The sequence below is a fragment of the Streptomyces sp. AV19 genome (assembly GCF_015999245.1).
GTDB lineage: Bacteria > Actinomycetota > Actinomycetes > Streptomycetales > Streptomycetaceae > Streptomyces.
On sequence record NZ_JAEAMR010000018.1, the window covers coordinates 113,011 to 134,217 of the forward strand.

General features: G+C 72.6%; 18 protein-coding genes and 1 pseudogene. 9 read left to right on the forward strand and 10 right to left on the reverse strand.

What is annotated here, in order from left to right:
* Positions 1 to 21: 21 nt before the first annotated feature.
* The gene (locus I5Q34_RS25945) at positions 22 to 462 is read left to right on the forward strand and encodes an Lrp/AsnC family transcriptional regulator (RefSeq protein WP_199894841.1); all 441 of its coding nucleotides are present in this window, start codon (positions 22 to 24) and stop codon (positions 460 to 462) included.
* Positions 463 to 1,395: 933 nt separating this feature from the next.
* Here the strand turns inward: I5Q34_RS25945 and I5Q34_RS25950 are convergent.
* Positions 1,396 to 2,004 carry an NADPH-dependent F420 reductase gene (locus I5Q34_RS25950; RefSeq protein ID WP_199894842.1) on the reverse strand — a complete coding sequence of 203 codons (609 nt, stop codon included), beginning with the start codon at positions 2,002 to 2,004 and terminating at the stop codon, positions 1,396 to 1,398.
* 248 nt (positions 2,005 to 2,252) lie between these two features.
* Between I5Q34_RS25950 and I5Q34_RS25955 the strand changes: the two genes are divergently transcribed.
* Genes I5Q34_RS25955 through I5Q34_RS25965 form a run of 3 tightly spaced genes read left to right on the forward strand, consistent with a single transcriptional unit; the run spans position 2,253 to position 4,919 of the window.
* Complete coding sequence (locus I5Q34_RS25955; RefSeq protein ID WP_199894843.1) at positions 2,253 to 3,956, forward strand: CocE/NonD family hydrolase; 1,704 nt, start codon at positions 2,253 to 2,255, stop codon at positions 3,954 to 3,956.
* A 22-nt stretch (positions 3,957 to 3,978) separates the two neighbouring features.
* A complete protein-coding gene (locus tag I5Q34_RS25960; RefSeq protein ID WP_199894844.1) occupies positions 3,979 to 4,398 on the forward strand; it encodes a DoxX family membrane protein in 420 nt (139 codons plus the stop codon).
* A 32-nt stretch (positions 4,399 to 4,430) separates the two neighbouring features.
* Complete coding sequence (locus I5Q34_RS25965) at positions 4,431 to 4,919, forward strand: SRPBCC domain-containing protein (protein WP_199894845.1); 489 nt, start codon at positions 4,431 to 4,433, stop codon at positions 4,917 to 4,919.
* A 7-nt stretch (positions 4,920 to 4,926) separates the two neighbouring features.
* Here the strand turns inward: I5Q34_RS25965 and I5Q34_RS25970 are convergent, their stop codons facing one another.
* The gene (locus I5Q34_RS25970; RefSeq protein ID WP_199894846.1) at positions 4,927 to 5,424 is read right to left on the reverse strand and encodes a hypothetical protein; all 498 of its coding nucleotides are present in this window, start codon (positions 5,422 to 5,424) and stop codon (positions 4,927 to 4,929) included.
* Positions 5,425 to 5,631: 207 nt separating this feature from the next.
* Here I5Q34_RS25970 and I5Q34_RS35870 point away from each other — a divergent pair, with 207 nt between their 5' ends.
* Positions 5,632 to 7,587 carry an FUSC family protein gene (locus tag I5Q34_RS35870; protein WP_199894847.1) on the forward strand — a complete coding sequence of 652 codons (1,956 nt, stop codon included), beginning with the start codon at positions 5,632 to 5,634 and terminating at the stop codon, positions 7,585 to 7,587.
* Between the two features lie 25 nt (positions 7,588 to 7,612).
* Here I5Q34_RS35870 and I5Q34_RS35045 read toward each other — a convergent pair.
* The 5 genes and pseudogenes from I5Q34_RS35045 to I5Q34_RS26000 all read right to left on the reverse strand — a co-directional run.
* Positions 7,613 to 7,845, reverse strand: a pseudogene (locus tag I5Q34_RS35045) (transposase); the annotation flags it as partial.
* A 115-nt stretch (positions 7,846 to 7,960) separates the two neighbouring features.
* Complete coding sequence (locus I5Q34_RS25985; RefSeq protein ID WP_199894849.1) at positions 7,961 to 8,860, reverse strand: SDR family oxidoreductase; 900 nt, start codon at positions 8,858 to 8,860, stop codon at positions 7,961 to 7,963.
* A 229-nt stretch (positions 8,861 to 9,089) separates the two neighbouring features.
* On the reverse strand, positions 9,090 to 9,356 hold the full coding sequence (locus tag I5Q34_RS35050) for a peptide deformylase (RefSeq protein WP_234429550.1): 267 nt from the start codon (positions 9,354 to 9,356) through the stop codon (positions 9,090 to 9,092).
* A gap of 697 nt (positions 9,357 to 10,053) precedes the next feature.
* Positions 10,054 to 10,551, reverse strand: a complete 498-nt coding sequence (locus tag I5Q34_RS25995) for a hypothetical protein (RefSeq protein WP_199894850.1) — start codon at positions 10,549 to 10,551, stop codon at positions 10,054 to 10,056.
* Positions 10,552 to 10,640: 89 nt separating this feature from the next.
* Positions 10,641 to 11,576 (reverse strand): MBL fold metallo-hydrolase, encoded by a 936-nt coding sequence (locus I5Q34_RS26000; RefSeq protein ID WP_199894851.1) that lies wholly within the window; start codon positions 11,574 to 11,576, stop codon positions 10,641 to 10,643.
* Between the two features lie 92 nt (positions 11,577 to 11,668).
* Between I5Q34_RS26000 and I5Q34_RS26005 the strand changes: the two genes are divergently transcribed.
* Positions 11,669 to 12,526 (forward strand): AraC family transcriptional regulator, encoded by an 858-nt coding sequence (locus I5Q34_RS26005; RefSeq protein ID WP_199894852.1) that lies wholly within the window; start codon positions 11,669 to 11,671, stop codon positions 12,524 to 12,526.
* Between the two features lie 126 nt (positions 12,527 to 12,652).
* Here the strand turns inward: I5Q34_RS26005 and I5Q34_RS26010 are convergent, their stop codons facing one another.
* Together I5Q34_RS26010 and I5Q34_RS26015 are read right to left on the reverse strand one after the other, a co-directional pair.
* Complete coding sequence (locus I5Q34_RS26010) at positions 12,653 to 13,573, reverse strand: hypothetical protein (protein WP_199894853.1); 921 nt, start codon at positions 13,571 to 13,573, stop codon at positions 12,653 to 12,655.
* A gap of 82 nt (positions 13,574 to 13,655) precedes the next feature.
* Complete coding sequence (locus tag I5Q34_RS26015) at positions 13,656 to 15,107, reverse strand: cytochrome P450 (protein ID WP_199894854.1); 1,452 nt, start codon at positions 15,105 to 15,107, stop codon at positions 13,656 to 13,658.
* A gap of 228 nt (positions 15,108 to 15,335) precedes the next feature.
* Between I5Q34_RS26015 and I5Q34_RS26020 the strand changes: the two genes are divergently transcribed.
* The 3 genes from I5Q34_RS26020 (at position 15,336) to I5Q34_RS26030 (ending at position 19,677) form a co-directional block, all read left to right on the forward strand.
* The gene (locus I5Q34_RS26020) at positions 15,336 to 16,673 is read left to right on the forward strand and encodes a cytochrome P450 (protein WP_199894855.1); all 1,338 of its coding nucleotides are present in this window, start codon (positions 15,336 to 15,338) and stop codon (positions 16,671 to 16,673) included.
* A 739-nt stretch (positions 16,674 to 17,412) separates the two neighbouring features.
* On the forward strand, positions 17,413 to 18,141 hold the full coding sequence (locus I5Q34_RS26025; protein WP_234429551.1) for a hypothetical protein: 729 nt from the start codon (positions 17,413 to 17,415) through the stop codon (positions 18,139 to 18,141).
* Positions 18,142 to 18,264: 123 nt separating this feature from the next.
* Positions 18,265 to 19,677 (forward strand): amidase, encoded by a 1,413-nt coding sequence (locus tag I5Q34_RS26030; RefSeq protein ID WP_199894857.1) that lies wholly within the window; start codon positions 18,265 to 18,267, stop codon positions 19,675 to 19,677.
* A 16-nt stretch (positions 19,678 to 19,693) separates the two neighbouring features.
* Here the strand turns inward: I5Q34_RS26030 and I5Q34_RS26035 are convergent, their stop codons facing one another.
* Complete coding sequence (locus I5Q34_RS26035; RefSeq protein ID WP_199894858.1) at positions 19,694 to 20,971, reverse strand: amidohydrolase family protein; 1,278 nt, start codon at positions 20,969 to 20,971, stop codon at positions 19,694 to 19,696.
* Positions 20,972 to 21,207: the final 236 nt, after the last annotated feature.

Here is a 21,207-nt window from a genome sequence, read left to right on the forward strand (position 1 = left end):
GTGAATGGGTAACTTCATTACATGGACAGCATCGATCAGGAAATTTTGTTCCACCTGCGCCAGGACGGCCGCCTCACCAACGTCGAGCTGGCCAAGCGCGTCGGCCTCACGCCGCCGCCGTGCCTGCGCCGGGTCAAGCGGCTGGAGGACGAAGGGATCATCACCGGCTACCGGGCCCGCATCGACCCGGCGGCGGCCGGCCGGAACTTCGAGGTGATGGCCGCCGTCGAGATCGGCGTCAACGACCTCCAGACGGTCGAGGAACTGGAGTCGGCGATCGCCTCCTACGACGAGGTCGTCGAGTTCCACCGGCTCTTCGGCCGGCCCGACTATTTCATCCGCGTCGCCGTCGAGGACCACGCGGCGTACGAGACGTTCCTGACGACCAAGCTGATCGGGCTGCGGGCGGTCACGCGGGTCGACTCGCACCTGGTCATGAAGAAGATCAAGACGGACGACTGAGGGCGGCCGGGACGCGCCGTGCGCCGGGGGCACGGCCGCAACCGCCCTCAGCGCACACCGCGTTGTGCCCCCGGTGCCGCGCCGGCACCCCGTCCCTCAGTAGTGCCAGCGAGGACGGCCGCTGTCGCTGCCACAGGTGATGAGCCGTCCGTGGACGTCGTGCGTACTGGCACCCACGTCGCTCTTGCGGCAGAACTGCCCGGCCTGGTAGCAGCTCCCCGCATTCGAGCGGATCTCACAGGTGGACTCGGCCCTGGACCCATGCCCCGAAGAACCGGCGGAGACGTCACCGCGGGCACGTTCCGAGGCAGGGCCGGCAGGTGTCCGCTCCCCCTGATCCGACGGCTCGGATGACGGCTCGGATGACGGCTCGGCCGTCGGTGACGCCGTCGTCGGGTCGGGCGTCGGTGTGGGGGAAGGCACCACTTCGCGCGTGGGGAACGGCGACGCGGTTATCGAAGCGGACGCGGTGGGCCCGGCGGTGGAACCCGTGGACCCCTTGTCGTCCCCCGCACACCCGGCGAGCGTGAGCACCGTCGCAAGGACGAGACCGGAGGCAGCGGCGAGGCGGCGGCGGAGAACGGAACGGGGCGGGGACATAGCGGGCATGGCCAACGGAGACTCCACGATCGGAACGGGCTGGTGCACAGCTGACGCCGTCGAATCGTGGGGGGAACGGCTCGCACACACTATCGCTTCCTGTGTGCTGTGCTCCAGTGACGATCCGCTATCGCCGCTGGCAGAGACGCGACACGTCACCGACGCCACGGACGCCCCCGGCGTGACCGCGGCCGACGTCCGCCCGTCGGCCCGTCACCACGCTGCTCGCGGCCCTGCCGTCGCTCGTCGTCGAGAAGGGGCGGGCCACGGCGGACGCCGACGATCCGCACTGCGAGCGCCTGGTGGACCTCGCCGGCTGGTGAGCTCCCGGGTTCAGAGGGCGACCAGTTCGCCCGCCAGCTTGCTCAGCGGTCCGCCCGTCTCGAACAGCGCCCCGCCCTGCGCGAGCGGGCCCGCGTCGAGAGGCTGGAAGCCCGCGCTGTCGGCGAGTTCGGCCACTTTCCGTTTGGCGTCCGGGTCGTCCCCGGCGAGCAGGACGACGCGGCGCCCGCCGCGCACGGCGGGGTCCTCGGCGAGGACGGTGTAGAGGTAGGTGTTGAAGCCCTTCACCAGGCGGGCACCCGGCAGGAGCGAGGCGACGATCTCGCTGGAGTGGCGGCCCCCGGTGTCGACGGCCTCGATGCCGGCCGGGGTGTCCCGCAGCGGGTTGACCGGGTCGAGGACGACCCGTCCCTCCCAGGAGGAGACCAGGCCCGCCGCGCTTTCCTTTTGGGACCACTGGACGGCCAGCACGACGACGTCGCCGAAGTCGGCCGCCTCCTGCGGCGTACCGGCTGTGGCACGGTCGCCGAGTTCGCCGACGAGGGACGTGAGTGTCTCCGGGCCTCGGGAGTTGGCCAGCATCACCTCATGTCCTGCCCGGGTGAAATGCCGGGCCAGGGCGGTTCCGAGACGTCCCGCCCCGATGATTCCCACTCTCATGTCTTCACCGTCGCACACGTTCCCGGAGCTTGCCTCCCGGTGCGGCGGAGCGGTGGTTCCGGCAGTACGGTGAGAAGGAGTCCGTAAGGCGTTGGCCATGGCCGGACGGCCGCAGGGCGGCGCACGCGGACGGGCTCCTGGGCGGGTGCCGGTCGCGCCCCGTTCCCGGCGGCGGACGATGCCGCGCACCACCTCTCCCCATCCGCACGAGAGGACTCCGCCATGCACCGCACACCCGGCTTCCCGCCATGACCACCGACGGCACGGTCATCTTCACCGACGCCAGGCCGCCCGAGCAGGGCGGCTATCCCGGGTTCCGCCCGGCCGGCACTGTCGTGGACGGGATACGGGTGGAGCGGGACGTGGCCGTTCCCTTGCGCGACGGCACCCGCGTCTACGTCGATGTGTGCCGCCCGGACCGGGCCACCGGCATTCCCGCGCTGATCGCCTACGCCCCCTACGGCAAGCACAACGGCTTCCCGCCGATCCTGGCCGCCGGCGCGGGCATAGACCCGCCGCTGCCCGACGGCGCCCGGTTCGAGGCCCCGCTCGCCGACTACTGGTGCCGGCACGGCTACGCCGTGGTCCATGCCGATCCGCGCGGCACCTGGGGTTCGGAGGGCGACGCGACGATGTACAGCCGCCAGGAGGCGGAGGACGGCCACGACCTCGTCGAATGGGCCGGAACCCGGGAGTGGTCGAACGGCAGGGTCGGGCTGACCGGCGTGTCCTATCTGGCGGTGACCCAGTACGGCATCGCCGCCACCCGGCCCCCGCACCTCGCCGCGATCAATCCCAACGAGGGCAAGAGCGACCACTACCGTGAGGCGGCGTTCCACGGCGGCATCCCGGAGACCCAGTTCACCGCCAGGCTGACCACCCTCATCGGGTTCGGCCGCAACCGCACGGAGGACCGGCTGGCCGAGATCCGCGCCCACCCCTTCCGCGACTCCTTCTGGGCCGCCCAGGACGTGGAATTCGAGCGCATCGAGGTGCCGGCCCTGTTCGTCTGCTCGGTGGGCAACCACGGCCTGCACACCCGCGGCACGCTGGAGGCGTACCGGCGCACCGGGTCGGAGCAGAAGTGGCTCGACGTCCACGGCCGCAAGGAGTGGCGCTACTTCTACAGCACCGCCCAGACCGAGCGGATCCGCGCCTTCTTCGATCGTTTCCTCAAGGGCGAGGACACGGAGGTGACGTCCTGGCCGCCGGTACGCGTCGAGTACCGCGACCGCACCGAGACCGGCCCGGTCCGCGACGAATCCTCGTGGCCGCCCGCGCGGACGCGCCCGACCGCCTTCCATCTCGACGCCACCACCGGCCGGTTGACGTCCGCCGTCCCGGACGGCCCCGGACGGGCCGCCTACGACCCCACCCGCTCGCAGCCGCCGGCGGGACGCTCACAGCGGCAGGCGGGAGCGGAGAAGGCGGTCTTCACACTCGCCTTCGGCACCGACGCCGAATTGGCCGGGCCCGCCGCCCTGCGCCTGTGGGCGGAGTCCCCGGGCGCCGACGACCTGGACGTCTTCGTCGAGCTCGACAAACTCGACGCCGACGGCCGGGCCGCCCCCTACCCCTACTTCGCCTACCTCGACGACGGCCCCCTCGCCCAGGGCTGGCTGCGCGCCACCCGCCGCGAACTCGACGACGAACGCTCCACGCCGGAACGGCCCGTCCAGGCCCACCGGCGCGATCTTCCCCTCCCCGACGGGCCGGTCGCCCTGGACATCGAGATCTGGCCTTTCACCGCCCGCTTCCACGCCGGGGAGACGCTGCGGCTCACCGTCGCCGGTGCCGACCTCCGCCGCTGGCCGCCCGAGGAGTTCGCGCCCGGCCACGACCGGCTCGTCAACACCGCGCCGCACATTCTCCACACGGGCCCGGAGCACGACTCCCGTCTGCTGCTCCCCCTCACCCATCCGACGACTCCCACTCACCCGACGCCCCAGTGATCCCCGTCAGTTGGAGGCCATCATGGACATCCTGGTTCTCATCGGCCGGATCCTCTTCGCCCTGCTCTTCCTGCTGTCCGCCTTCGGCCACCTGACCAAGACGAAGGCGATGGCGGGCTACGCGGCGTCCAAAGGGCTGCCCGCCGCCGGGCTCGCGGTCGCGGGCAGCGGGCTGCTGTTGCTGGCCGGCGGCCTGAGCCTGCTGCTCGGCGTCTGGGCGGACCTGGGCGCGCTGCTCCTCGCGGTCTTCCTCGTCCTGTCGGCCCTGACCATGCACCGCTTCTGGCAGGAGGCCGAACCCATGGCCCGTCAGCAGGAGATGACCCACTTCCAGAAGGACATCGCGCTCGCGGGCGCGTGCCTGATGCTGATCGCCTTCTTCTCGTACGTCGGGCACGACCTCGGACTGACCCTCACCGGGCCGTTGTTCGACATCGGCTGATCACGACCGCATCACGACCGGAAGGACATCCCATGCCCAGCATGAGCGGCGCCGCCGGCGTCTATATCGACCGTCCGCCCGAGGCCGTCTTCGGGGTACTGGCCGACCCGGACAACTGGCCCGAGGTCAACCGCGGGGTCACCCTGCGCACCACGCGCGTCCACGGTGACCCGTCCCGTCCGCTGGCCGGCGGGGACGTGTTCGTCGAGCACGCGGCGGGGCCCGAGGGGGCGGGGGATTTCGAATTCCCCTGGAACGTCCAGGAGTCGACGCCGAATACACGTCTGATCATCGCCTCCCGGGCCGAACTGGGTCCGGGGCACCACTGCTTCCAGGTCATCACCTTCGAGTTCGCGCCCTCGGGCCCCGGTACCGCCTACACCCGCACCATCCGCGTCGACTTCCCGGAGGGAACCCTCGAAGCGGCCTCGAAGGACCAGGCCGGCTCCTTCCAGGAATACATGGGGCAGCAGTACACGATGGCCATGAAGCTCAAGGCTCATGTCGAGGGCCAGGGCTGAGGCTCGATCACCGCGTGCGGTAGAACGTCCCGGTCATGTGCATCATCTTCGTGCCGTCGACGAGACTGTCGTACACCCGGTGCGCGCCGTAGTCCTCGACCTGGGTGGCATAGACCCCGGTCTTGGGCTCGTGCCAGGTGACGGCGTACTGGCAGGGCCGCAGCCGTGTGCTGGTGTACGTGATGTCCTGCGTGAGGCCCTTGAGGTTCGCCGGGCCCTGGGTCACCTTGATCGTGGCCTTGGTCCTGGAGTCGAAGGTGATCGTGGCCGCGAAGGTGCCGGGCCCGATCGGGTTGTCGGGGCCGAAGTCCACGGTCCACGTCTGGCCGAGGGCGGGCACAGCGGCGTCCTTGTAGTAGGACGCGCGCCCTTCCTCGTGGCAACCCGAGCCGTGCGGTTCGTGATGCGAGGCGGTGGGCGTCTCCGCCTCGACGGCCGGAGCACCGGCGGTGAACACGGCCAGGGCGAGCGGCGCGGACAGACAGACGAACCGGGAGGGTTTCATGACGTGCTCCTCCATCCCCCGCCGGGTCGGTTCTCCTGCATTGCAGCACGCCCGCACGCGGGCGGCGACTTCAGGCCCTCCACGCGAGGCGGCTTCGCGTTTGCGCATGCCGACGGTGCGACCGGTCCTGACGCGGAGGGACGGTCTTTCTCCGGAAGGGGCCCTCGCATGACCGTGCTCCGGCGCCGCACGAGGGTCTGAGCCCCTGTGCCGGCACCGCACCGCCTGCGCCGTCCCGGTCCCTCTTCCGCCGTCCTGGGCCTGGACCGGGTGGCCTTCACGGCCACGTCCGCGCTGCGGATGGCGTTCGCTGTCGGGGTGCCGTTCGCCCTGGCCGCCGCCACGGGCCGGACGGGCTCCTTCGCCCTGGTCCTCCTGGGTGCCTACCAGGCGGAGCTGTCCGATCCGGGGGGCTACGTACCGGCACGTCTGCGCCTCCTGCTGCCGCTCGGCCTGGCCATGCTCGTCGGCTACACGGCGGGGGCGCTGGCCGCGCCGGTAGCCGGTCACGGGTGGGCGGTCGTGGGTGTCTGCGCCCTGCTGGCCGCGATCGGTTCGTGCTACGTACGGACGGCCACCGCGGCCCTGGGCGGCCTGAACTTCACCGCCAACGGCCTCGTCGCCCTCGCCGCCCCGGACGGACTGGACCGGCTCCCCTTGTCCCTGGGCCTGTTGACGGCGGGCTGGCTCTGGGGCACGGCCCTGGCGCTGCCGTGCCCGGCGCGCTCGCGCCGGCAGGCCGTACGCGGCGTCTGGCGCAGCGTCGCGAGGCTGCTCGACTCCGTCGGTACGGGCCGGTTCGCGAACCGGAGCCACTGGACGGGTGCCGGCCTCCAGGGCGCGCGCGAGGCCGCGGAACGTCTCCGCACCGCCCGTCCGGGCGTCGTGCGCGCCGAAGGAGGGTGGCTGGCCCGTCTGACCGACCTCGCGGGCATGGTGCGGTTCAGCGCGATGGACCTGCACGAGCGGCGTGCCGGGGTCCCGCCGGGGGCGAGCGGTACGGCCCGTACCGTCGCGGGGACTCTCTCCCGTACGCGTTCGTACGGCCCCGCCCACCCCGCAGCGGCGGGAAAGACCCTGGAGGAACGGCTCGACACCGCCCTCCGTACGGCACTCGACGGACCGCCCCGCGACACCGCTCCCGCCCCGCCCCGGCCCCGCACCCCGCTGTGGCGGCTGGCCCTGCCCATGGGCGCCGACGCCGCCTACACGTTCCGGGTCACCGCGCTGATCGCCGCGGCCACGGCGGCGGGTCTGCTGCTGCGCAGCGCCGAGTGGTACTGGGCGCCCTTCAGCGCCTACCTGATCGTGCGCCCGGATCCTCTGGCCATCCGGCTGCGGGCCGTGCAGCGCGCTCTCGGCACGCTCGCCGGCGCGACGCTGCTCGCCGCGCTGTTCACCCTGCACCCCGGCCCGTGGGGCACGGCCGCCATCGCGACGGCCGCGGCCGTGCTCGTCCCCGTCGGGCTGGGCCGCAACTACGCGGTCATGGTCGCCGGTCTGACCCCCTTCATGCTGGTCGTCGTCTCAGGACTGACCCATGACTCCTACGACCTGCCGCTGGCGCGGCTGGTGGACGTCTCCGCCGGGTGCGCGGTGGTCCTGCTCCTCGGCGCGGTGCTGTGGCCGGTCAACGGTGCGGAACGGGTGGCCCGTTCGACGGCGGAAACGATCCGGGCCGCAGCGGACCACCTCCGCACTCTGACCGAGTGGCCCACCGGGGCGGCGGAGCCCACCCCGCAAAGCGTCCGCCTGGCCGACCGCCGACTCCGCCTCCTCGACGACACCGTCCGCCAGACCGGCCTCCTGTGCCCCTTCCGCCGCCACCGCCCCCGCCACCCGGACCCGACAACACTGATCCCCGCGCTCCACCACCTCTTCCAACGCACGGCCGATCTCGGCCACTCCACCCTCACCGCCCCGCTGGCCGATGCCGAACGCGTCACGGCGGAGTCCTTGGCCGGCCACCTGAACTCCCTGGCGGACGCGGTGGAACGCAACCGCACCGACCCACCGCCCCCGCCCGAGCCGGGCTCGTCCCCTCAACTGCGCCCGGTAGAGGCGGCGGTGGCGGAGCTGTACGGGACGTGGACGGCCGTCGGCAGTTCTTCACATGCCGGACAGGCGTGCAGCCATTTCGGCGGGGCCGGCCCGGCGGGGTGAGCGGAGGGCCGCCAAACCTACGGTTCTTCCTCCCGGCTCTCTTGCGCTCGCAGAAGGCCCGGGAAGTGGGGCAGCACCGGCCGGCGACCTGGTCGGCGAGGAAAAAACCCTCAGCAGGCGCCGGTTGTAGCGGCGCGGGCGGCGCAGGTTGTAGCCGATGCGACCGGAGTCCTTGGGCACGGGGGCGAGCCCGGCGACGCCGGCCAGCCGGTCGGGGGTGCCGAAGGCGTCCATGTCGCCGCCGGTCAGGGCAACGAATCGGCGCCGAGGAGGGGGCCGACGTCGCGGAGGAGTTCCGGCAGCTCGGGCCCGTCGTCGGCCGCCTTCCGCAGCGGATCCGGGGTGCGCCTGTCGGTGTTTCGATCTTCTGGGCTCATCCAGGGCCGTACCCGGCGGCGTTGGTCCGGTCATGACGACCGGAGGGAGCCCGGGGTGCGAGTACCTGCTGAAGCGGGGTGGCGGGGTGGCCGGTCAGCTCACTGATGGCGGTGGTCACCTGGGCGAAGGATCCGTCGGCGATCGCGGTGTAGGTGGAGACCCAGCCGTCGAGCTGCCAGTCGGGAGCACCGTAACCGGCGCGGGAGGCGTATGCCTCCTCGATCGTCTCCGGCACGTAGGAGACGGGGCGCCCGGTCGCGGCGGTGATCGTGGCTGCCACGTCGGTGAGGGTGAGCGCCTCCGGGCCGGTCAGTTCGTAGGCGCGGCCGGTGTGCGGGCCGGGATCACGGAGCACCGTTACGGCGGCGTCGGCGATGTCGTCCTGGGCGACGACGGCGACCCGGCCGTCGCCGGCGGGGCCGCGGATGACGCCGTCGTCGCCGACGAGGGCGGGCGTGAAGTCGGCGTAGAGGTTGTCGCGCAGGAAGGTGAAGGGCACGCCGCTGGCGCGGATGTGCTGTTCGGTGTGCCAGTGGTCCCGGGCCAGGGTGAAGGTCGCCTCCGGCGCGGCGCCGTAGAAGGAGATGTACACCAGGTGCGCGACGCCGGCTTCGGCCGCGGCGTCGACGAAGGTGCGGTGCTGCTGGAGGCGGTCGGGGGACTCCGGGGCGGAGACCATCAGGACGCGGTCGGTGCCGCGCAGGGCGCGGACGAGGGCGTCGTGGTCACCGTAGTCACCGGGCACTGCGGTGGCACCGGGCAGTTGGGGTGCGCGGGCCGGGGTGCGGGCCAGGAGGGTCTGCGGGAGGCCGGCGGCGGCCAGGCGGCGGGCGACGCGTCCGCCAAGGCGGCCGGAGGCACCGGTGACGGCGTAGGTGGCCTCGCTGGGAGCCATGGGTTCTCCTTCTCGGGTGCCGGTTGTGCTGTTACGTGCGGGCGAGCGCGGTGATCACCTGGTCTGAGCGGTGAAGAGACGGGCAGGGCGCGGTCGGCGAGGTGGTCGGGGCGTCCGGGTGCCCGTCGTTGATCCGTATCAGACGGATGTGGGGCCGGTGGTGGGTGACACGCCCGGCGGGAAAGCGGGAAAGCGGATGACGCCAGGGGTGTTGGACCCGGCGCCGGTCTCACTGCCGTTTCTTCGCGGCGATGGCGGAGACCGAACGGGAGAACATCCGGGGGTCCGCCCTCGAAGGGCTCGATGCCGCCGCCGCAAGGACAAGCACGGCGGCCGGCCCGAGTCCGCGCCGGCAGCCCTCGTACTGCTCGTCCATCTCCTGGGAGCGGGCGGCGATGCGGGGGTTGAGCAGGACGATCGCCGCGGCGGTGGGGTCGGCGGGCCGGACGACGGCCACCGCCCGGCCGATGCCGATCTGCGGGGTCGCGACGCCCATGCCCATGCCCTTGGCTGCCCTTGGCGAAGGGATGGACACACGCGATCCGTTCCATGGGGGGCGAACAGCGTCTCGACGGTCCGCTCGGCGGTGTCCTTCCCGCCCGGCAGGCTGAAGGAGCGGGCGGCCTCGGCGAGGACGGGGCACCTTACTGCACGACGCCGAGGTCGCGCATCTGCTCGCTGGGCCGCACCGTCGTCACGTCAGCTCCCTGTCGCCCGTGTCGCGTTCGGGTCGTGCCCTGAAGTCGGGCAGCCGGAGCGCATCGCCGCACTCCGGTCGGGTGGCGACGGCGCATCGCTGCGCCGCCGCCCCCTCGGAACCGTGCGTGCCACGCGTCGCGGCACACGGCTCAAACAAGCCATGAAGGCTTCGCCGAAGTGCCCCGCACCATCTGGCCCGGGTCCATGGTGCCTCTGCCCACCTCATTGCGTCGAACCAGGCGATCCGCTCCCGGACGTTGCCAGGTTCGTACTCAGCCCCTCCGATGAGGGGCGGGGGCCATTCCCGGCCGCCCGTCAACTGCCGTGCATCGACAGGGCGTTCCTCGCCACGGCGTGGACCGCGCCCGGCTGGAGGCCAGCCTCGCCGAGGACCCGTTCGCCTGCACGGGCGCGGCGACGTACGAGCTCTTCGAGCTCGCGGCGACGCGATCGGCCCCGCCCGGGATCCCGGCCGGCCGAGCGCCGCCATCCGGTCAGAGCGCGCCCTGTCCCCGGTCCACGGCCGCCACGACCATCGCCCCGATGGGGATCATGCGCTGGGTCAGTGCGTCGAGCGCCTGCCGCTCGGTCCCGGGGACGTGCCACTCCTCCCACCACCCGGCCTCCTCCACCGAGCAGGACTCGAAGTCCTCGGCCTCCCAGGCGCGGCGCAGGTCGGCCGCGTAGGGCACGGCGGGGCGGGCCTGGTGGGCGTATTCGTCGAGGAGGGCGACCATGTGGCTGTCCGGCAGGTAGCCGCGCCAGGCGGTGAGGAGGCTGTCGATGACGCCGACGACGTCCTCCAGCCAGAAGACGTGCTGGGTCACCCAGCCCTGGGGGTCGGGGCAGGCGGGCATGCCGGGCAGCAGACGCTGCTGCAGGGTGTCACGGCGGAGGAAGAACTCCTTGCCGAGGGCCACCTCTTCACCGGAGGGAAGCCACGCGTTCCGGCTGAGGGCGGTCACGGCCGCGTCAAAGGGGTGGGTCGTCATTCCGCCAACCCTACGTGGTGCGCGGCGGGCGTGTTCCCCTCCCCCCGAAGGCCCCCGAAGGCCCGGCGGGCCTTGGCCCGGGGCGCGGATCAGGCGACGTTCCCCGATGCCTCGAACCCCGCCCACCTCACCACTTCGTACCCGCTCCCCCGTCGGCGGACCTCCGCCGCGCCTTGTCCGGGCAGGTGCGCCGGGAACACCAGAGCGCGGGTCCCGGCGGCCTGTTCGAGGATGCGGCGGCGGGAGCGCGTGGCCTGTTCCCGGTCCTCGCTCAGGCAGGTGTCGCAGCCGGGTTCGGCGAACTGGAGGGGGCTGTGGACGAGGTCGCCGATGAACAGGGCGTGCTCGGTGCCGGATTCGAGGCGCAGGACGGACGAGCCGGGGGTGTGTCCGGGGGCGGGCTCCAGGGTGAGGTGGGAGTCGATGCGGTGGCCGTCCTCCCACAGTTCGGCCAGACCGGCCCGGTGGACGGGCGCGACGCTGTCCGTGAAGACGGCCGCGGCGGTCTCCGGCGAGGGGACGCCGCCGAATCCGCCGCGCAGCCGGGTCCCGGCGGCCGGGTCGAAGTACGCGAAGTCGGCGCGGGGGATGAGGTATTGGGCGTTGGGGAAGGTGGGGACCCACGCGCCGTCCACGAGGCGGGTGTTCCATCCGACGTGGTCGCCGTGCAGGTGGGTGTTGACGACGACGTCGACGTCCTCGGGCCGTATCCCGGCGGCGGCCAGGCGCTCCAGGAAGTCGCCGTGCCGGCGGTTCCAGGGGGCCGAGCGCGGCCGGTCCTTGTCGTTGCCGACGCCGGTGTCGACGAGGATCGTGCGTCCCTCGCTGCGCAGGATCCACGTCTGCACCGCACACACCATCAGGTCGGACTGCGGGTCCCAGAAGTCGGGGGCGAGCCAGGAGGCGTTGTCCCGCCACATCCGCGGGGTGCTGTCGGGGAACACGGCGGTGGTGGGGGCCAGCGGGGCCTGCCACTCCACGAGGCGGGTGATCTCCACGCCGCCGAGGGTGATCGTCGTCTGCATGACCTCGACCCTAGGCGGGCGGCACGAGACGTCCCATAGGTGATCGTCCCCGGTGTATACGTGATCGTCTTGCTGACGGATACTCGGGCGTCATGGACGTGTTCAGTGACGTGATCGATGCCCTGCGGACGGGACGTCCCCGTTCCTCGCTCACCGAGCACCACGGGCCGTGGCGGGTGGAGGCGGAGGAGTTCCCCGGCGCGGCGTTCCACGTGGTGCTGCGGGGAGCCGGCCGGCTGGCCCTGGCCGGGGAGGAGGTGGCGCTCTCCGCGGGGGACGCCGTGTTCCTGCCGCACGGCGGCGCCCACGTCCTGGCCGGCGACGCCTGCGGGCCGACGGTGCTGCTCTCCGGCTCCTACGAGCTCGACCTGGCGCGGGCGCACCCGCTCCTGGCCGATATCCCCGGGCTCGTCCACGTACCGTCGCGCCAGGGCCCGCACCCGGCCCTGCACGCGGCCGTCGCCCTGCTCGGCGACGAGTTCCGCGCCCCGGCCCCGGGCACGGACGCCGCCGTCCCCCTCCTCCTGGACCTCCTCCTGCTCTATCTGATGCGGGCCTGGTACGAGCGCTCGCCGCGCGGCGGCACGGGCTGGTGCCGGGCGCTGGCCGACCCGGCCGTCGGCCGTGCCGTGCACGCGATGCACGACGAGCCGTCCCGCGCCTGGACGGTGGCCGGCCTCGCCACCGTCGCCGGCCTCTCCCGCGCCGCCTTCGCCCGCCGCTTCGCCTCCCTGGTGGGCCGCCCGCCGCTGACGTACCTGACGTGGTGGCGCCTGACGCTCGCGGCACGGCTGCTGCGCACCTCGGACGCCCCACTGGCGGCGGTCGCCCAACGCGTCGGCTACGCCTCGCAGTTCGCCTTCGCGACGGCGTTCCGGCGCGCGTACGGGACGGCGCCGGGGCGCTACCGGACGGAGCTGGGGGCCCAGACCGTGTCCGACGGCTCTTGAGGCCGCCGCCTCGCAGGTGCGGGTGCTCCCTGTGAGGCGGTCGGCAGCTCATGAACCGCCCCACGGAGCAGGGACGGTCTGTCCGGCGACGGTCCAAGAGCCGTCAGACAGGTCCTGGCGCCCGCGCTACGCGCCGAACGCCGTGGGCAGTTCGCCCGGCGGCCGGGGCGCGGCGACGTGGTACCGGCCGCAGGTCATCGACCAGTCCAGGTTGCCGCGGATCCACGCGCCCATGCCCCGGACGTACCGGGCCAGCCGGGCGTCCCCCTCCCCCGCCAGCGGGCCGGCGAGCCGGTGGAACAGGGCCATCTGTCCTTCGCACATGCGCACCGCCTTGGCCAGGGCCTGCGGGACGGAGCAGTGGAAGTGGCGGGCCAGCGCGGTGATCAGGTTGGTGTGTCCCGGCCAGTAGAGCTCGCGCAGGCCGGAGAGGGTGTCGTGGGTGTAGGCGATGGCGCGGGCGGCGGCCTGTTCGCAGCGGCGTACGTCGCGCCTGGCCCAGACGGGGCCCGGCAGGTAGCAGTCGTCGGCGAGTTCGACGACGACGAAGCACATGCCGCGCATGAGGATGGTCGACTCGCGCAGCCGCAGGTACTGCTCCAGGCCCGGGGCGATGCCCCGGGAGCGGTAGATCGCCTCGGCGGCGACCGCGCCGAGGTAGCGGTTGAAGCCGTCGGTGAACCGTTCCACCTGCTCGTGGTCGGCGGCCATGCCGGTGAAGCGGGTGCGCAGGTCCACGAGGGCGGCCAGGTACGGCTCGGGGACCGCGCGGTCGCCGGCCCGGCCGTGCAGGACGCGCTGCGACCACAGGATGTGCTCGGCCAGGTCCTCGATCCGGCCGCAGGCGGGGGCCCGTTCGGAGAAGCGGTCGTCCTGGAGGAACAGCCAGACCATCAACTGGGCCGCCAGCACGGCTCCTTCGAGGCTGCCGTGCGGGTAGGTCAGGGCTCCCAGCTCGCCGAATCCCGCCTCCCGCGCGGTGGCCTCCTCGGCGGGCGTCGTGACGTAGCCGAACCGCCGCATCCAGGCGAGGGTTTCGCGGATCACGGCCTGCTCGGCGGCGTGCCGGGCGGGGGGTATGGGGCAGCGTATGCAGGGCGTGGCGGGGGTCCCGGCCGGGGACCCCGCCTCAGCCGGCAACGGGACCGCCGGTGGCGGGGCGGCGGGGGCCGGGGCACCGGCGCGGTGCGGGTTCGCCGGCGGCCTCCGCGTCCGCCCGGGCTCCGGCGGTCCGCGGTTCGACCGTCAGCCGCAGCGGGACGGGCGACAGCGTCATGCGCAGCAGCGGCCGCGGGTCCGGGCTGCCGGGGATCCCGGCCAGCCGGACACGGGAGGCGAGGTGCGCGGCGGCCAGCGTGGCCTCGGTCATGCCGTAGGTGTCCCCGATGCACTTGCGGGTGCCGGCCCCGAAGGGGATGAACGCCTCGCGCTGCTCCGGGCCGGGCCGTCCCGGCAGCCAGCGGTCCGGGTCGAAGCGGCCGGGGTCGTCGAAGACGCGCGCGTCCCGGTGCAGGCAGTACGGGCTGAACATGACTTCGTCCCCGGCCCGCAGGGCGGTCCCGCCGAGCACGATGTCCCGGGTGACGCGGCGGCTGAGGATGGACACCGAGGGGTACAGGCGCAGCGTCTCGGTCAGGACGCGGCCCAGGAAGGGCAGGCGGGGGATGTCCTCGAAGGCGGGGAGGCGTCCGCCGCCCAGCACGCCGTCCACCTCGTCGTGCAGTTCCTTCTCCACGACGGCGTCCTGGGACAGGACGCAGAAGGCCCAGGCGAGCAGGTCGGCCGTGGCGGGGATGCCGCCGATCATGAGGGTGGCGATCTGGTCGCAGACCTCGTCGTCGGTGAAGGCCCGGCCCGTGGCGTCCCGGGCGGACATGATCGTCGACAGGCCGTCGTCGAGCGCGGTCTCGCGCGCCCGGTAGGCGGCGACCATGCGCGCGATCAGGGAGCGGGCGGTGCGGCGGGCCTGTTCGAAGCGCCGGTTGGCGGGCAGCGGGAGCCGGTGCACCAGCCCGACGGGGATGATCATCTGCCACCACATGCCGGGCATGAGGACGGTGTACGCCTCCTCGATCTCGGCGGTGAGGCGGGCCTGGGCGGGGTCGGAGAACAGCGTGCGGGTCAGCGCGCGGCAGGCCAGCCTGCGCATCTCCCGGCACACGTCGACGATCTGGCCCGGCTGCCAGGAGGAGGCGATCTCCCCCGCGCACTCGATCATGGCGGTGGTGTACGAGACGATGCACGGGTGGCGGAACGCCTGGTTCATCAGGGGCCGCTGGTGGCGGTGGTCCGCCGCGGAACACGTTCCCAGGCCGTCGCCGATCAGCGTACGGGCGGTGTCCACGAACGGGCCGCCCTTGTCGAACCGTTGCTGCTCGGTGACCAGCACCTTGCGCACGAGTTCGGGACGGGTGACCAGGCAGGCGGTCTTCGGGCCGAGGCGCAGCCGCACCACGGGGGCGAGCGCGTGCTGTTCGAGCAGGAACGGCATGGGGTCGCGCCACATGGGCAGCGCGTGGCCCAGGAACGGAAGGGACTTCGTCGCCAGGGGTATGGCGGGGGCGGATGCCGACGGGGACATGGTGTCGCCCTCCTTGCTTCGCCGACGTGACCGGGGAACGCCGCACGGTTCCCCGACCCCCGAACATGCTGGCAGCCTGTGGGGCTGCCGGTAGAGCGTGTGGAGTTGTGCCGGGGGCACGCGGAAGTTGCGGGGGCACGAAGGAGTTTCCGCACGCCCTTCCGGGACGTCCGGACGGCCCGCACACTGACAGCCCCCGGAGGGAACATGGCGCGAAGGGAGCACTCTGTGCTGGCCGTTGACGATGTGCCCACCGCCGCGGGCGCCCTGCCCGGCGTCGGACACCTCCCCCATCTCGTACGGCGCCGTCTGCGCTTCCTGGAGTCCCTGCGACGCACGGGGCCGATCGTCCGCGTCCTGCTGGGCACCGCCCCCGTGTATGTGATCAACGATCCCGTCCTGGTGCACCAGGTGCAGTCCGCCAAGGGCCGCAGCTTCGGCCGGGGCAAGCAGTTCCAGCGCATGGTGCCGCTCCTGGGGCACGGCGTGATCACCTCGGACGGCGAGCTCTACCACCGGCAACGCCGCACGATCCAGCGGGCGTTCACGCCCGACCGCATCGAGCGGCATGCGCGGGCGATCCACGCCCGGGCGGAGAAGTGGTGCGCCGGCTGGGAGGAGGGCCGCCCGGTCGACGTCCTGCGCGAGCTCAAGGACCTCGCGACGGCCGTGACGGCGGAGACCTTCTTCTCCGGCCGCATGCCCGAGAGCGTACTGGCCCGGCTGGGCTCGGTGCTCCCGGTGGTCGAACGGGCGGCCGTGGAGCGCCCGATGATGCCGAAGGCGGTGGACCGGCTGCCGATCCCCCCGATCCGGCGCGGGAACGAGGCGATGGCCCGCATGCGCGCCGTCGTCCGGGAGGCCGTCGCCACCTGCCGGGGGCAGGGCCCGCGGGGCACGGACGACGTCGTGGACTGCCTGCTCGCGGCCCGGGACCCCGACACCGGCCGGCCGCTGGAGGACGAGCTGGTCTGCGACGAGGTGATCGCCATGCTCATCGGCGGCGTCGCCAACATCCCGACGACCCTGGCCTGGGCCTGGTTCCGCCTGACCCTGCGCCCCGGCGCGGAGGAGCGCCTGCTCACCGAACTCGCCGGTCTCGACGGCGCCGTCCCGTCCCCGGCCGGCCTGAACCGCCTGCCCTACACCCGGGCCGTCATGTACGAGGCGATGCGCCTGCACTCGGTCCAGCTCGTCACCCAGCGCACGGTCGCGGACGTCGACCTGGGCGGCGTGATGCTCCCCAGCGGCACCGACACCGCGTACAGCCCGCACGCCCTCCACACCGACCCCCGCTTCTTCCCGCACCCGCGCGTCTTCTCCCCGGAACGCTGGCTGCCGGACAGCGGCTGGAAGCCGGCCCGGCACAGCTTCGTCCCCTTCGGCGGCGGCCGCTTCAAGTGCATCGGCGACAACTTCGCCTGCGCGCAGATGATGGCCACGCTGGCCGCGGTCGCGACCCACTGGCGCCTGCTGCGCCCGCAGGGGCTGCGCGTGGGCGTTTCGGTACGGGAACCGATCCCGAGCCCGTCGGGACTGCGGCTGATGCCGCGGCGGGTGGGCTGAGCGGGGCCGTTCCCGGGCCGTCCCGGCCCTGGGGCGGCAGGAAGGTACGCGCAACAGCGGGAGGTGTCGTGCAAGTGAAGCAGAGGCGCGGTCACTGGATGGCGGCCGCAGTGCTCATGGCGACCACGGTGCTCGCCGGTTGCACCGGTCAGGACGAGGACCCCGTGCCCGGGCCTTCGGACAAGAGCGCCGCGGGGGACCCGGGCGTCCCTCCGGTCTCTCCCCCACCGGCCGGCCCGACAAAGCAGGGTGAACGGGAAGCCAGCGTGGCGCCCCCTCCCCAGGAGCCCCCTGCGACGGCGTCCCGGACACCCACCGGCAAGCCCTCGCGCGCCCCTGGCAAGGGCTCCGGTGAGGGACCGCGGCAGGGAGACCGGGACGTCCCTCCGGTACCCGTACCGTCGGCTTCCGAGAAGCCCACCGAGTGGTCCCCGGGCGTCGTCGCACCCCCGACCCCGGCCGGCCCGTCCTCCCGCCCCGGCGGCAACCGTCCCGTTCCTTCCGGGACGTGATGGGCACGCTCATCCCTCGGGGGCCCGGGGCGGGTGGCCTCGCGGCACTGCGCCGGCGTCTGGCGCGGTGCCTGCGGGGCGACCCGCCCCCGCCCGCCGGGCCGTCACCGGGTGGTCCGCCTTCGCCAGGTCCGACCACCCGGCCCGGCGGAGGGCGGGTCGAGACGCTCAACGCCGTTCTGGCCACGGGCTCGTTCATCGCGGCGCTCATGTTCTACGCGGGAACCATGAACAGCAACGCGTTCTACGCGTACTTCCACGTGTCGTACGCGTCCATAGGATTCAGCTTCTCGGATCTGGTGCTGGCCAGTCTCCGGCTGATCACGATGCCCGTGCTCATCACGGTCGCCCTCGCGGCGCTGGCGCCCGAACTGCCGGCCTTCCTGGCGTCCATGGGGCTGCCCGCCAGGTGGTCCCTGCGGGCCCGGCGTGCGGGTCATGCCGTGGCCGCCCGGTACCCGTGGTTCGTGTTGGCCGGCGTTCTCCTCATGGCCCTGTGGCCGTTCGTCCAGCCGTACGCCTGGGGCGCGCCCCTGCTCGTCGCCTGCGGCCTCCTGCTGAAACCGGCCCGGCCGGGAGGCGGGCAGGCGGACGGGCGCAGGCTGCCGGCCGCGGCGCTGGCAGGTCTGTTCGTTCTCTGGGCCGTCGCCCTGGTGGCGGATCAACAGGGACAGCGACAGGCCCGCCGGGTCGCCGACCGGCTCGTGGAGCGGACCTCCGTGGCCGTCCTCAGCACCGACCCGCTGGCGATCGCGGGCATTCCGCAGGGCCCGGCTGTGGAGGATCTCGGCAAGGGCCGGCACTACCGCTACCGTTACACGCGCCTGAGGCTGCTGGTCGAGCGGGGCAAGCGGTACTACCTGTTGCCTCTGGGGTGGCGCCACCGCACGGACCCGACGTACGTCATCGAGGACGACGACAGCATTCGCATCGAGCTCTATCCAGGGGTCCAGTAGTCGCCCCGACTCGCGAACGCACAGCGAGTTCGGGCCAGATCGCCGGCTTCCGCATCCGGAACGCACCGCACGGTGGTGGGATGCGGTACGTCAGGGGGTGGAGCGGCGAGAGGGAGAGGCGTCATGTCGCACAAGGAGCTGGTCTTCAGGACGGCTCGTGAGCTGGTGCTCCTGATGGTGACCCGTCAGGTCTCCGCGCGGGAGGTCCTGGAAGCCCATCTCGAGCAGATCGAGCGGGTGAATCCGGCGGTCAACGCCGTGGTGACCTTCGTTCCGGAGCTCGCGCGGCGGAGGGCGAAGCGGGCGGACGCGTCGATCGTCCGCGGGGTGGCGCTGGGCCCGCTGCACGGTCTGCCGGTGCTGCACAAGGACCTCGCCGCGACCAAGGGCATCCGCACCACACAGGGCTCGGTCATCTTCAAGGACGATGTGCCCACCTACAACACCCTGGTGGTACAACGCCTGGTCGACGCCGGGGCGGTGACCATGGGCAAGACCAACACCCCGGAGTTCGGCACGGGTTCGCAGACCTACAACCGGGTGTTCGGGGCCACCAGGAATCCGTACGACACCAATGTGACGTGCGGCGGTTCCAGCGGCGGCGCGGCCGTGGCGCTGGCCTGCGGCATGACGCCGATCGCCGACGGCTCCGACATGGCCGGGTCGCTGCGCAATCCGGCGTCGTTCTGCAACGTCGTCGGGCTCCGGCCGTCCATCGCCCGGGTGCCGTTGTGGCCGTCGCCCCAGACGCACTTCACGCTCGGCACGTACGGTCCGATGGCGCGGACGGTCGGCGACGTCGCGTTGCAGATGCAGGTCATCGCCCGCCCGGACTTCCGCGCCGCGCTCAACGCGCCCGTCGTCGACTTCGGCCTGCCGCTGGAGGACGGCGTCGCCGGGACCCGGGTCGCCTGGTCGGCCACGCTCGACGGGCTGCCCGTCGACCCGCGGATCACCGAGACGCTCGCACCCGCCGCGCAGGCCCTGGAGGACCTGGGCTGCCGGGTCGAGGAGTGCGAGCCGGACTTCAGCGGCGCCGACGAGTCCTTCTCGATCCTGCGCGCCGCCTACTACCGGCAGGCGTTCGAGCAGTTCTACGAGGAGCGTCCCGGGGACCTCGGCGACGAGACGACCTGGGAGATCGAGCGTGGTCTCGAGCTCACGGTCGACGACCTGGGGCGCGCGGAACTGCTGCGTTCGCAGGTGTACGACCGGATGTACAAGTTCCTGACGGAGTACCGCTTCCTGATAGCCCCGGTCACCCAACTGCCGCCGTTCGACGTGCACGAGCACTGGCCGAAATGGGTGGCCGGGGTGAAGCAGACCTACTACCGGGAATGGATGCGCGTCTGCTCGCGCGTCACGCTCCCCGGCCTCCCGGCGTTGTCGCTCCCCTTCGGCTTCACGCCCGAGGGCCATCCCACCGGACTCCAGATCATCGGCCGCCAGGGCGACGATCTGGGGGTGCTGCGCCTGGCGGCCGCGCTGGAGACCGCGACGGGTACCTGGCGGCAGCATCCGCGGATCGCACAGTAGGGGCGGCGGCCGCGTCTCAGTCGAGCTGGTTCTTGTGGACGCGGCCGCCCTTCATGATGAGGGCGAGGTTCTTCCCCGGGTCGGCCAGCAGACCCAGGTCCTGCGTGGGATCCCCATTGACGAGCAGCAGATCGGCCCACGCACCCGGCTCGATCACCCCAAGCCGCGCCCCCTTGTACGGATCCCGCTCACCCGACAGCCGGAACAACTCCGCGTTCCCCGACGTCGCCATCCGCAACGCCTCCACCGGACTGAAACCGAAGTGGCTCGACAGACGGACGAACATCTCGGTCTGCCGGTGCGTCTCGCTCGGGCTGAGTGTCAGGTCGGTGCCGAAGGCGAGTTTGACCCCGTACCTGCGGGCCCACTCGTAGGTGCGCTTCACTCCCTCGCAGACCTGGCGGTTCTTCTCCGTCCTCTCGGGGTCGGGGTAGTGGTGGTCGCTCTCCAGCCACGGCTGGGTGCTCAGCCACACGCTCTTCCTCGCGAGCATCGCGACGGTCTCCTCGCTCGCGAGATGCCCGTGCTCGATCGACACGATCCCCGCCTCGACCGAACGCCGGATGCCCTCCGAGTTGTAGACGTGCGCGGCCACGTACGTGCCCCAGTCGGACGCCGCCTCGACCGCCGCCCGCAGCTCGTCGGGCGTGAACTGCTGGACGTCCAGGGGGTCGTACACGGAGGAGACCCCGCCGCCCGCGTACACCTTGATCTGGTTGGCGCCCCTCTTGAGCTGCTCGCGCACGGCGGCCAGGACGCGGTCGCGCCCGTCGGCCAGCCGTACGTACCCCGTCGTCTCGATGCGTGTCTCGGGTCCTCCGAACTCCCGTGCCGCGTCGTAGATTTCGGAGAAGTCACCGTGCCCGGAGGTCTGGGAGACCATCCCCTCGCTCGCGTAGATCCTCGGCCCCGGGAAGCGGCCTGCGTCGATGGTCCGCCGGAGGGCGGTCGAAGGCCCGCCCATGTCCCGGACGGTGGTGAAGCCGCGCATGAGCATGCGCTCGGCCTCGGCCAGGGCGTTGTAGTGGGCCACGCCCGTGGCGCCCTGCATGATCTCGGCCTCCGTGTTCCCGGCCATGAACACGTGCACGTGCGCGTCGCTGAGACCGGGCATGAGGACGCGCCCGCCCCCGTCGACGACCGCGGCCTCCGGAGCTGGGGCCTCGCCCACGGCGGCGATCCGCCCGTCCGCCACGTACACCGAGCGCGGATCGCTCACCTCGTCGTGCACGCCGTCGAAGACCCGCGCATTGGTGATCAGGACGGGCGGGGGAGGCTGCAGCTCGCTCATCATCGTCTCGTCGTCCTCTCGGGAGGGACCACAGCAACGGCGGCGGACGGCCGTACAGCGACAGAGCGAGGCCCGGAACGCCCGCCGGGCACGAGGATCCACTGTCCTGCCCGCCATGGCAGCCCCGCAGCCCCGTTTTTGGCCACACCCGAGGGGTGCGGGACCCGAGGGGCGCGGGGCGCCGTCCCGACGAGATCGTCTACGCCGGCGCCACCGGCGCCCCGGCCCGCCCCTGGATC